Source organism: Halosimplex halobium, assembly GCF_051414055.1.
Taxonomy (GTDB): Archaea; Halobacteriota; Halobacteria; order Halobacteriales; family Haloarculaceae; genus Halosimplex; species Halosimplex halobium.
In genome coordinates this window covers 49,359-61,180 of record NZ_JBLKNX010000004.1, presented here as the reverse complement: position 1 = coordinate 61,180, position 11,822 = coordinate 49,359, and the positions used below count along the sequence as shown (strand labels likewise).

The window sequence follows — 11,822 nt, the reverse complement described above, 5'->3', positions numbered from 1 at the left end:
CCGCGTTCGCCGCTCAGGCCAGGAACACGTGGCGCGGCCGGTCGGCCAGCACCTCGCGGCCCCACTCGACGGTGTCGCGGAAGTCGTCGGAGCGGAAGAAGGCCATCGCGTCCTCCTTCGCGTCCCAGCGGCTGGCGATGAACATGTCCGTCTCGTCCTCGCGGTTGGCCAGCAGGGCCGTCTCGCGGTGGCCGTCCATCTCGGCGAGCTGCTCGCCGACGGCGCCGAACGTGTCGACGAACTCCTCGCGGTAGTCGGGCTTGACGGTGTAGAACATCCCCATCGTGCCGAAGCCCTCGCGCTCGCTCGGGCGGCCGACGACCCCCGGCAGGTCGGTGAGGAAGTCCGCGGCGGTGTCGGCCGCGCTCTCGGTGTCCCAGAGGCTCACGACCGCCGTGGTGTCCGAGTCGTCGGCCACGTCGCCGTAGACGGCGGTCTTGACGTGGGTGTCGTAGCGGTCGAAGCCGTCGCGCAGGTCCGCGACCTCCGCGTCCAGCGTCTCGGGGTCGGCCTCCGAGTACAGCACCAGCGCGTACACGTCCTCGCCGTGGGGCTGGCCGGCGTAGACGCCCTCCTCGGCGAGTTCCTCGCGGATGTCCGCGGCCGTGGTGTCGTCGCCCTGTGTCTCGGCGCCCGCCGCGTCGCCGTCGGCCGACTGGTCGCCGCTCCCATCGCCGTCGGCCTCGCCGGCGTCGCCGAGCGAGCCGCGGGCGCTGCGGGTGACGCCCTCGATGTCGGTCAGGAAGCCGATGGCCGTGTCGGCGGCGCTCTCCGTCTCCCAGACGCTGACGACCGCCGTCTGCCCCTGGTTGGCCCGGACGCTCGTCAGCACGTGGGTGTCGTAGTGGTCGAAGTTGCTCCGGAGGCCGTCGACCTCGTCGACGATCGCCTCGGCGTCGGCGTCGGCGTAACAGACCAGCGCGTGGTCGCCCGCGCCGTACTCCTCGGGGTAGACGCCGAAGTTGGCGAGCGTCTGGACCGTCTCGTCGGTGTCGAGCCGTTCGGCGTCGACCTCCTTCCCTGCCGCGGCCGGCCGGCCACCGCTCGCGGCGGTGTCCTCGCTGGACTCGTCGACTGTCTCGGTCGCCCCGTCGGTCGCCCCGCCGGCGTGGCTCTCGGCGGGCGGATCGGCCGACTCGTCGTCGCTCCGGGAGCCGTGTGCGCCGTTGCCGTGGGCACTGTCGCCCGTGTGGCCGTCGTGGCCGGCGTTCGAGGCGCTGGCGTGGGCCTCGCGCTCGCCGGTCGACGCCTCGCCCGCGTCGGCGGCGTCGGCGGTCGGCACCGACTCCCCGGCGAGGTAGGCGCCCAGGTCCGCCGGCGGGAACCGGCGGCCGACGTAGAAGGGGCCGAACTCGGCGAACTTCGAGGAGGAGGGGTCGAAGCGCATCTCGTAGAGCAGGTCCTTCACGTCCGTCATGTCGTCGGCCCACAGCGTGACGCCCCACTCCCAGTCGTCCATGCCGACCGACCCGGTGATCATCTGCTCGACCTTCCCGGCGTAGCCGCGGCCGATGTCGCCGTGGCTCTCCATGTGTTCGGCCCGCTCCTCGAAGGGCAGGTCGTACCAGTTCTGGTCCGGGTCGCGGCGCTTGGACATCGGGTAGAAGGAGACGTGCTCGGCGTCCGGAATTTCCGGGTGGAGCCGCGACTGGATGTACTGGGCGAGCCCGGAGTCGTCGTCGACCTCGCCGTCGAAGTACTCGCGGGCCCGTTCGGAGTAGCCCGACGCCTCCGTGACCGAGACGTACGACGAGGACTGTTCGGTGAACCGCGCGAACTCGGTGCGCTCGAACCGGCGTTCGAGGCGTTCGACCGCCGCCAGCGAGGGGCGGAGGTGGACGAGCATGAGGTCGGCCTTGTGCCCGACGACGGCGTACAGCGCCGACTGGCCCTCGTCGGCGTCGGCGACGGCCTCGGCCGACCCGAGAAAGTCGACGGCGTCTTCGAGGGCGCGTTCGCGGACGCGCTCGGGGGCGTCCCGCCAGGCCTCCCAGTCGACCGTCCTGAGGTCGTGGAGGGCGTACCAGCCCTCCTCCGTCTGCGGCGGCTCGCGTCTGACCATACCCGAAGTAGCCGGTCGCAGTTTAGGAAAGTTGCCTTTCCCGCCCGTCGCGGCCGCGAACGAGAGTCCGGTGCCGGCGCCCAGAGGGCGCCGGACTGCTCACCTCAGTTCAGCAGTTGCGGCCCGAACAGCATGAGGAAGAGGCCGGCGAGCATCAGCAGGCTGATCGAGGCGGTGACGGCGGTGGTCGCGCGGCGGCCGTCCTCGACGGGGAGGCGGGCGACCAGCGACTCGGCCGACGCCCGGAGGATGTGCCCGCCGTCCAGCGGGAAGGTGGGTACGCAGTTGAACACGCCGAGGTTGAGGTTCACCCAGGCCGTCCAGAACAGGATGTTCGCGAGCATAAAGACGCCGCCGCCGAGCGGTTCGAGCGGCCCCGTCACCGTGTAGAAGTTCGCCACGTCGGGGACGAACCCGGCGAAGTTGTAGCCGAAGCCCGCGCCGATGGTGCTCAGGAACGGGAGCAGGAGCACGACGAACATCTGCTGGAGGAACTGTCCGGAGAACAGCCCGCCCCAGGGGCCGCTGAACCCGCCGAGGTAGGCGAGAAACTGCGCCGCGGGGTAGACGTCGATGCCGGCGTCGGTCACCGTGATGCCGCTGAAGCCCTGCTGGGTGCGGAGCCCGAGTGCGTCGCCGGACCCGCCCCACCCCGCAGTGACGCTGTAGGTGTCGATCTGGCCGCCGACCGACGCCCGCACGTCGACGGTCCGCCCCGATTCGAGGCCGCCGACCGCGTCGCCGTACGCGGAGGCGTTGGGCGTGCGCTCGCCCGCGACCGAGAGGACGATCACGTCGGTCCCGTCAGCGGGAACGGAAGCGTTGGCGAGCGGGCCGTCCTCGACTGCGAGCCCGTAGGCGCCGACGGGGAAAGTGGCGGTCCCGCGGGTGGTCTCGATGGTCGCCGTCTCGCGGCCGGCCATCGCCTCGGCGAACCCGTGCTCGGTGTAGACCGGAGTCCCGTCGACCGCCTCGACGATGGTGGCGTTGTCCTGGTTCGGCTCGATGCCGTCGGTCACCGACGGGACCGACCGGACGAGGGCGAGCTTCCGTTCGAGCGTGGTCGTCTCCCCGCTTTGCAGCGTGAGATCGACCGACCGCTCGTCGATCGCCGCAAGCCGGTCCTCGAACTCCGAGACGTTGGCGATAGGCTGGCCTTCGACCTCGGTGACCAGGTCGCCGTACGCCAGCCCGGCCTCGTCGGCGGCCGAGCCGGCGGCCGCGTTGCCGACCGGGACGCCCGCGGCGGTGGCGATGGCGCCCGAGACCGGGCCAAAGAGGAGGAGGAAGCCGACGAACGCGACGAGGAAGTTGTTCGTCACGCCGGCGGCGAACATCCGGGTCTGGCTCCCCCGGCTCGCCCGGAGGCGGCTCTCCTCGTCGGGTTCGACGAACGCGCCGACCGGGATAAACGAGAAGAAGGCCAGCCCCATCGAGTCGATGTCGATATCCTCGACGCGACAGAGCAGGCCGTGGCCCCCCTCGTGGACGACGAGGCCGATGAGCAGGCCCAGGATGATCTCCGGCGCGGCGGCGGGCGGGAGGAAGTCGTTGACGCCGGGGATGACCAGCACGTTCTGAGGGTTCTGGACGGGCTGGCGCTCGGGCTGTTGCATGGCCTGGATGCCAGCGTTGAAGACGGCGATAAACATCCCGACCATCGTCACCAGCGCCATCCCGACGCCGAAGTTGCCCCAGGCGCGCCAGACCCGCTTCGGCTCGGCGAGCCACGTGAGAAACGCCCGGCCGCGGCCGGTGTGCAGCGTCAGGATCGGTCCGGAGACCCGGACGGAGTCGGGGAGCTTGCCCCTCGCCTGCAGCGCCATCGTCCCCACGGTGAAGACGACGATCGCAGCGAGTACCCAGTACAGCGGGCTTACCATTACCCGGAGTCAGGGGCCTCCCCGCCAAGAGGGTTTGGTTACCATCTTTTTCGCGGGTGGGTTTCCTCGCGAGCCGCCGGCTCGCTGTGGGAACCCACCCGCCAAAAACATGGGTGAAAAAGGCCGCATCTCGGCCTTCGGCCTCGATGCGGTGAACCGGCGCCTTCGGCGCCGGATGCTCAATGCAGGTGATGGACTTAGCATGCGAGCATCCGTCGAGCGAACGCAGTGAGCGAGGCGGTTCACCGGACGCAAGCGAGCGAAGCGAGCGCGCCGTCCGGTCTTTTTCCCCAAGTTTTTGCGACGGAGGATCCCCGCAGCGAGGCCGAAGGCCGAGCGAGGAGCTCTCCGTCGCAAAAAGTGGGTTTGCATACCTACTGAACGCCGCCGAGCCACGGAAAACTGACGGCCGGTCTACCGCTCGCGTCGCAGCCGCTCGACGACGAACTCCCGGTCGAGGTCGCCGAGGAAGTGCCCGAGTTGCGGGCCCTCGTCCTCGCCGAAAAAGAGGCGGTAGCCGACGCCGAAGAACTCGCCGATCTCCAGTCCGTGGCGCTTGGCCGTCTCGTAGATCTCGCCCTGGATGGCCTCGCCGTCGGCCCCCTCGGCGACGAAGTCGGCCAGGTCGTCCAGTGCCGCGGCGGTCGCCTCGTCGACGCTCACGTCGGGCAGTTCGGAGCGCGAGACGGTGTAGTTGTACTCGTTGTCGGTGCGGTCGGCCCACTCGCCGGCCAGCGCGACGCGGCCGAACGCGTCGTCGACCGCCCACTCGGGGTCGCCGTCGGTGACGTGACCCTCCTTGCGCGCGGTCGCCGCGCGGGCCTCGGCGTCGTCGAACATCCCCAGAACGGCGGCGAAGGTATAGGGGAGGCGCACCCGCTCGGCGAACTCGCCATCGAGGAACTCGCGGCGGCGCCGGCGGTCCTCGGGGTCGTTGTGGTCGAAGTCGGCGGCCAGCGTCGCCGCCTCCTCCGTATCGCCGACGGCGAACACGTCGCTCGCGGCGAGCGCTTCGGAGGGCACGTCCGCCAGCGAGAGCAGGAACGGGTACACCCGGTCGGCGCGCCGCTGCTCTTTCCCGGTACCGGACTCCTCACCGTAGTAGAGTCGCTCGACGCGGTCGAACTCGTCGACGAGCTGGTCGAGCCGCTCGATGCTGAAGTCCCTGGCCCGGTTGGGGTCCTTCGCGAAGAAGAAGCGGACGACCTCGGGTTCGAGCATCTCCAGCACGTCGTGGACGAGGACGATGTTGCCCTCCGAGGAGGAGAACGGCTGGCCGTCGAGCGTGAACCACTCGTAGACCATCGGCTCGGGCGGCTCGATGTCCAGGACGTTCTCGGCGATGTCGACGCCGGAGGGCCACGACCCCTCGGCGTGGTCCTTGCCGAACGGCTCGAAATCGACGCCGAGCACCTGCCACTGGGCGGGCCACTCGAAGCGCCAGGGGAGTTTCCCCTCCCGGAACGTCGCCGTCCCTTCGTGGCCGCAGCCCTCGATGGTCCGGTTGCCGGCCTCGATGTCGGTACAGCGGTACTCGACTTCCCGGGCGTCCACGTCGACGGCGGTGACCGTCTCGGTCACCTTCCCGCACTCCGAACAGAACGGGTTGAACGGGACGTACTCCTCGTCGACCTTGTCCTGGTACTCCGCGAGGACCTCGCGGGCCTGCTCGCGGTGTTCGAGGACGTGCTCGACCACGTCGTCCATCCGACCGGACTCGTAGAGGTCGGTGGTCGAGACCACGTCGATGGGGGCGTCGAGCAGGTCGGCCGACTCGGCGATCAGCGTCGAGAAGTGCTCGCCGTAGGAGTCACAGCAGCCGAACGGGTCGGGGATGTCCGTGTACGCGTGGCCGAGGTTCTTGCCGAGCGCGCCGGCGTTCACGTCGCCCAGGTCGACGATCTTCCCGTCGAGGTCGGCGAGTTTCCGGGGGAGCTTCCGGAGCGGGTCGCGGTCGTCGGTGGTGAACACCTGCCGGACCTCCCAGCCCCGTTCCCGGAGCACCTCGGCGACGAAGTAGCCGCGCATGATCTCGTTGACGTTGCCGAGGTGGGGCACTCCGGAGGGGGAGATACCGCCCTTGATCACGATCGGCTCCTCGGGGTCGCGGGCCTCGACGGCGTCGGCGACCTCGTCGGCCCAGAAGGCGTAGCGGTCCTCCCCGTCGGTCTCGTCGCTGCGGGTGTCGTCCGTCGCCTCCGTGTCGCCGGCCGCGTCGGTCCCGTCGGCGCTCGCGGTGGCGCTCGGCCCGTCCGTCGTCGCGTCGGAGTCGCTCTCGCTCATGCTGTCTCCAGGGGGCGGGCGTTCATCAGTGACTCCACTCGGCCGGCGGTTCGCTCAGGCCCTCGGGGACCACGTCGGTGCCGTCGTGGTCGCCGGTGCGGACCGCCCGCTCGACGGCCTCGGGGTCGGTGCCGTCGAGGACGACGGTCCTGATGCCCGACCGCTGGACGATCTTCGCGGCGAGCAGGTCGACGGGCGCGTTGCTCCCGGCGTCCATCTCCAGGTCGGCGATCAGGCCGACGAGTTCGTCGGCGGTGATCTCGGAGAACTTCGCGGCGTCGGGGTCCTCGCCCGGGTCGGCGTCGTAGACGCCGTCGACGCTGGTGGCGTAGACGAGCAGGTCGGCGTTGACGTACTCGGCGAAGGCGGCGCTGACGGCGTCGGTCGTCTGCCCGGCGACGGTGCCGCCCATCACCGGGATGTCCCCCCGGCGGATCGCCTCCCGTCCGGTCTCGTAGCTCTCCGGCGGCGTCGGCGCGGCCCGCTCGTCGAGCGCGGCGATCAGCAGGCGGCCGTTGAGTCGGGTCACCTCGATCCCAAGCTGGTCGAGTTCGATCTCGTTGGCGCCCAGTTCCCGTGCGGCCTCGATGTACTCGCGGGCGGTCGGCCCGCCGCCGACGACGGTACCGAGCGTGTGCCCGTCGGCGTCGAGCGATTCGATCGCGTCCGCGTAGGCCCGGACCCGCTCGGGACCGACCGACGGGACGAGAACGCTCCCGCCGATAGAGACGACAGTTTTCATTGGGACGGCGTAGCCGCGAGCCCGTCTTAAGGGTTGTCAAGCCCGACGGTCGAGCGCCCCGCCGTCGCCCCCGCGATACCATCCACGACCACTCGCTGCCCCGGGCGCCCGCGACCTCGCCACGCGGCCGCCCGCCCGCAAGAACCAGCAATCGTTGCCTCAAGATCGGACTGAATCCGCGTTTCGCATCGCTTTTTCGGTCGGCCGTGCGACCGGGGCGCAAAAACGTCTCGACGACTCAGAGAAGAGTATAAAATGTCTAAGAGTGTCAGAAAACGTTTTGAAAGTTCGAGACTCGGCCGACTCCCCCGGGTCGTTCGTGAAACGACACGAAGCCACCCGAAGCTTCCTCCCTTTATATGGGGTTACCGGTCCCAGAGGGAAACGAGGTGTCAACATGAGCTCGATACTCCAGCCCTCCAACGACGACGCGCCGTCGAAAGAAGAGCGACTCAAGGCGTATCTGCGCGGGAAGGCCGAAGACGGCGAGATGTACTTCAAGAGCAAGTTCATCGCCGACGAGGTCGGCCTGTCGCCCAAAGAGATCGGCGCGCTCATGGTGAAGATCCGCGACTCGGCCACGGACCTCGAGGTCGAGAAGTGGTCCTACACGAGCGCGACCACGTGGCGCGTCGAAGTCGCCTGACCCGAGCTTCGCGACACCGACGCTCCGACCCCCGACCCCATCCACACCCGGACGGCGACCCCGTCCACACCCCACCACACGCACCGGCGCCCGAACACCACATCCGAACACCATCCGTTCACCACACCCCTGCGGGACGCCCGGGCGCGGGCGTCCCGGCCCCGCTTTCTCTCCGCGCTAGCTGGCCAGCGGCGCGGCCGGCGTCGTCGACTGCGTCGACCCGTCGGGCCGGCTGACCGCCGACGAACGTCCGTCGGTCGCCGGCGGTGTCCCGGGATTTATACCGGGGAGAACCTAACCCGGGATCGATGGACGAGCGTCGCGTGCCGGCGGAGGGGCCGCCGGTCGAGGACATCGAGTCGGTCTTCCAGGTGGCCGACGTGCGCGTCGGCGACGACGACGCGATCTACTACCTGGGCACGCCGCTGGCGTCCGCCGAGGCCCTCGAACGGGAGCTGTGGGGGCTGTTCCGCGAGGCGGGCTACGACGTGTCGCTGACGACCCGCGCCCAGTCGGCGGCGCCGTTCGACGAGCGGCCGGCCGTCGAGGAGCGCTTCGGGCCGACCCGCCCCCAGTACGTCCTCGTCGCCGAGCCCCGCTCGCCCCACATCGACGGGATCCCGTGGACGAACCTCGTCTTCTTCGTGCTGACGGTGCTGTCGACGCTGTACGTCGGGTCGATCTGGTACTACGTCGAACTCGACAGCCCGCTGGCCCTGCTTGAGGCGTGGCCCTTTACCGCCGCGATCCTCGGCGTGCTGGCGGTCCACGAGTTCGGCCACTACGTCCTCATCCGCTACCACGACGTGGACGCGAGCCTCCCCTACTTCATCCCGTTCCCCTCGCTCATCGGGACGATGGGCGCGGTCATCCGCATGCGCGGGCGCATCCCGGACCGGAAGGCGCTGTTCGACATCGGCGTCTCCGGCCCGCTCGCGGGTCTGGTCGCGACGGTCGTCGTGACGGTGGTCGGCCTGTACCTCGACCCGATCACCGTCCCCGAGCGCGTCGTGAACGGCGGGGGCGGCGCGATCCGGTTCAACGACCCGCTGTTGCTCGTGATCCTCGCGGAGGCGACCGGCCAGCCGCTGTCGTACCCGGACCCGCGGCTGGCGGCCAACCCCGTCATCTTCGGCGGCTGGGTCGGGATGTTCGTCACCTTCCTGAACCTCCTCCCCGTGGGCCAGTTCGACGGCGGCCACATCGTCCGCGCGATCCTCGGCCCCCGCCAGGAGACCGTCGCCGCGGCCGTCCCGGCGGCGCTGTTCGGCCTCGCCGGCTACCTCTACTTCGCCCAAGACGCGACGAACGCGGTCGTCCTCTGGGTCGTCTGGGGGGTCATCGCCGCCGGGCTGGCCTACGCCGGCCCCGCCACGCCGATCCGCGACGACCCCATCGGCCCTCGTCGGCGGGTGCTGGGCGTCGTCACCCTCGTGCTCGGTCTGCTCTGTTTCACGCCCGTTCCCTTCGAGATCCTGGCGCCGTAGGCGCTCGCAGCAGCACAGCTGTCGTCGAAAACAGCAGTTTCAGTGCGTGTACCCGCGGTCGGCGAGCGGCTCACCGTCCAGCGTGACGCCCGACTCGACGACCCGTCCGATCCTGGTCAGCTCGACCGGGAGGTCTGCGCGGACGGCCGAGAGGGCCTCCTCGGGGACCGTACAGACGAGTTCGAAGTCCTCGCCGAAGGAAGTGCCCAGTTCCAGCCGCTCGTCGGCGTCGGCGGCGACCTCGTCGACGACGGGATCGATCGGGAGCGGCGACTCGACGGCGAACCCGCAGCCGCTGGCTTCGGCGAGCTGGTGGAGCGAGCGCGCGAGCCCGTCGCTGGAATCCATCATCGCGGTCGCCCGCCCGGCCAGCGCCCGCCCGGCTGCGACTCGCGGGGTGAACCGGAACAGGTCGTTCGCTCGCTCGCGCTCGCCGCCCTCGAACAGCCGGAGGGCGCCGGCGCTCCGGCCGAGCGTCCCCGTGACGCAGACGGCGTCGCCGACCTCGGCGCCCGAGCGGCGCACGGGGTCGTCCGCGTCCCCGAGGGCGGTCGTGGCGACGGTGAACTCCTCGTGGTGGTCGAGGTCGCCGCCGACGTACTCGGCGCCGACAGCCTCGCAGACATCGGCGGCGCCGTCGACGAAGTCGGCGAGTTCGCCCTCGTCGAACGCGGGCGCGGCGTAGACGGCGACGGCGGCGGTGGCCGCGGCGCCCATCGCGGCCACGTCCGAGAGGGAAGCCCCGACAGCGCGCCAGCCGGCGGTGTAGCGGGTCGTCCCGTCGGGGAAGTCCGTCCGGTCGTGGAGCATGTCGGTGGTGACGACCCCCCCGTCGACGACGGCTGCGTCGTCGCCCGCCGCCGACAGCCGGTCGCCGAGCATGCCCAGCGCGGTCCGTTCGTCCATACCCCGCGTTCGCCCGCGCCCGGGAAACCGCCTGCGGTTCCGGCGGCACCGGCAGTTCCGCGGCCGACGCGCTCGCACTCGGGGCGCGGCGGCCGTCGAGGGCGCGCTCGCACCCACTCCGGAGGGTTGAAGCCGCGGACGCCCTTCGACCCCGACATGAACGGGGACAGGTGGGCGACGGTCGTCGGATTTCTCGGCGCCGCAGTGGTCCTCGCCGTCCTCGTGTGGATCGTCGGCATCGGCGACATCCTCTCGGAACTGCGCGGGGTCGAACTCCGGTACCTGCTGGTGATCGTCGCCGTCGCCGTCGTCTGGCTCGTCTGCTGGGGGCTGGCCCTGCGCGCGGTCCTGGCAGCCCTCGACGCCCCCATCTCCGTCGTCATGAGCGGGCTGGTGTTCGCTGGCGCGGTCTTCTCGAACAACGTCACGCCCTTCGGCCAGGCGGGCGGCGAACCCGTCAGCGGTTACCTCATCTCGCGGGCGACCGACCGGGAGTACGAGACCGGCCTGGCCGCCATCGCCTCCGTCGACGCCCTGCACTTCGTCCCCTCCATCGGCTACGCCGTCGTCGGCCTGACCTTCGTGGTCGCCGGCGCGGCGGAGTTCGGCCGCAACCTCGTCTTCGCCACGACGGCGCTGGTCGTCCTCGCGGTCGGCATCCCCGCGGCCGCCTACTTCGGCTGGCAGTACCGCTACGAGCTGGAGGGGGCCGTCGTCCGCGCGGTCACTCCGGTCATCCGCACGCTCGGCCGGGTCGTCCCCCGGAAGTCGCCGCCGACGGCCGCCGCCATCGAGCGCCGCATCGAGGGCTTTTTCGGCGCCATCGAGCGGGTCGCCACGAGCCCCCGGACGCTGCTGGAGGCGATCGGGTTCTCGGCGCTCGGGTGGCTCGCGATGTGTACCTCGCTGTGGCTGTCGGTCCACGCGCTTGGGCACACGGTCCCGTTCTCGGCGGTCCTGCTCGTCGTCCCGATGGGCGCCGTCGCCGGGATGACGCCGCTCCCGGGCGGCCTCGGGGGCGTCGACGCCGTGCTGATCGCCCTGCTCGTCTCGACGACGGGCGTCTCCGGCGGCGTCGCCGGCGCGGCCGTCCTCGTCCACCGCGGCGCCACCTACGTCTTCCCGACCGTCGTCGGCGGTGGCGTCGCCTTCGCGCTCGGCGTCGGCGACTGAGCGGTCGCGTTTCCCGAGGGGTCGCCTCTCCCGGAGGTCGCTCCGCTCGGTCCCACAGCCCCTGTGTCGCCGTCCCGTACCCGTCCGGCGAACGATGCCCTTAAATGAACCGCTCCGGAAGACACCTGCAATGGCGACACTCTACGACGTGCCCGCGGAGGACCTCAACGAGGCGGTCGCCGAGCGCCTCGCCGAGGAGGACGACGTACAGGAACCCGACTGGTTCAAGTTCGCGAAGACCGGCGTCGGCCGCGAGCTCCCGCCCGAACAGGAGGACTTCTGGCAGCTGCGGGCCGCCAGCCTCCTCCGGAAGGTCGCCGTCGACGGCCCCACGGGCGTCGGCGCGCTCCGGACGGCCTACGGCGACTCCAAGCAGGGCTCGAACCGCTACGTCGTCCGCCCGGAACAGACCACCGACGCGAGCGGGAAGATCATCCGCGTCGCGCTCCAACAGCTCGAAGAGGCCGGCTACGTCCAGACCGCCGAGGGCGAGGGCCGCCGCATCACCCCGGAGGGCCAGAGCCTCCTCGACGACACCGCCGGCGAGGTCCTCGAGGACCTCGACCGCCCGGAACTCGAACGCTACGCCTAGGTTCTGCCGGCTGTTCTCTCGATTTCGCCGCACGGGTAGCCGAGCCGC

General features: G+C 70.7%; 9 protein-coding genes. 4 read left to right on the top strand and 5 right to left on the bottom strand.

Going from position 1 to position 11,822, the window contains the following annotated elements:
* Positions 1–13: 13 nt before the first annotated feature.
* From ACMGFG_RS05080 to pyrH, 4 genes are all read right to left on the bottom strand, one after another.
* The gene (locus ACMGFG_RS05080) at positions 14–2,062 is read right to left on the bottom strand and encodes a heme-binding protein (RefSeq protein WP_436929272.1); all 2,049 of its coding nucleotides are present in this window, start codon (positions 2,060–2,062) and stop codon (positions 14–16) included.
* Between the two features lie 104 nt (positions 2,063–2,166).
* The gene (locus ACMGFG_RS05075; protein WP_436929271.1) at positions 2,167–3,945 is read right to left on the bottom strand and encodes a site-2 protease family protein; all 1,779 of its coding nucleotides are present in this window, start codon (positions 3,943–3,945) and stop codon (positions 2,167–2,169) included.
* A gap of 414 nt (positions 3,946–4,359) precedes the next feature.
* The gene (lysS, locus tag ACMGFG_RS05070; protein ID WP_436929270.1) at positions 4,360–6,228 is read right to left on the bottom strand and encodes a lysine--tRNA ligase; all 1,869 of its coding nucleotides are present in this window, start codon (positions 6,226–6,228) and stop codon (positions 4,360–4,362) included.
* Between the two features lie 25 nt (positions 6,229–6,253).
* Positions 6,254–6,970, bottom strand: a complete 717-nt coding sequence (pyrH, locus tag ACMGFG_RS05065; protein WP_436929269.1) for a UMP kinase — start codon at positions 6,968–6,970, stop codon at positions 6,254–6,256.
* A gap of 397 nt (positions 6,971–7,367) precedes the next feature.
* Between pyrH and ACMGFG_RS05060 the strand changes: the two genes are divergently transcribed.
* A complete protein-coding gene (locus tag ACMGFG_RS05060) occupies positions 7,368–7,616 on the top strand; it encodes a DUF7123 family protein (RefSeq protein WP_436929268.1) in 249 nt (82 codons plus the stop codon).
* A gap of 308 nt (positions 7,617–7,924) precedes the next feature.
* Positions 7,925–9,103: a site-2 protease family protein gene (locus tag ACMGFG_RS05055; protein ID WP_436929267.1), complete on the top strand. Its 1,179-nt coding sequence runs from the start codon at positions 7,925–7,927 to the stop codon at positions 9,101–9,103.
* A 39-nt stretch (positions 9,104–9,142) separates the two neighbouring features.
* On the opposite strand, the gene thiL is transcribed toward ACMGFG_RS05055, so the two are convergent.
* Positions 9,143–10,009, bottom strand: coding sequence for a thiamine-phosphate kinase (gene thiL / locus ACMGFG_RS05050; protein ID WP_436929266.1), 867 nt, complete (start codon positions 10,007–10,009; stop codon positions 9,143–9,145).
* 156 nt (positions 10,010–10,165) lie between these two features.
* On the opposite strand from thiL, the gene ACMGFG_RS05045 reads away from it, so the two are divergent.
* Complete coding sequence (locus tag ACMGFG_RS05045) at positions 10,166–11,182, top strand: lysylphosphatidylglycerol synthase transmembrane domain-containing protein (protein ID WP_436929265.1); 1,017 nt, start codon at positions 10,166–10,168, stop codon at positions 11,180–11,182.
* A gap of 130 nt (positions 11,183–11,312) precedes the next feature.
* Positions 11,313–11,774: a 30S ribosomal protein S19e gene (locus ACMGFG_RS05040; RefSeq protein WP_436929264.1), complete on the top strand. Its 462-nt coding sequence runs from the start codon at positions 11,313–11,315 to the stop codon at positions 11,772–11,774.
* Positions 11,775–11,822 lie beyond the last annotated feature (48 nt).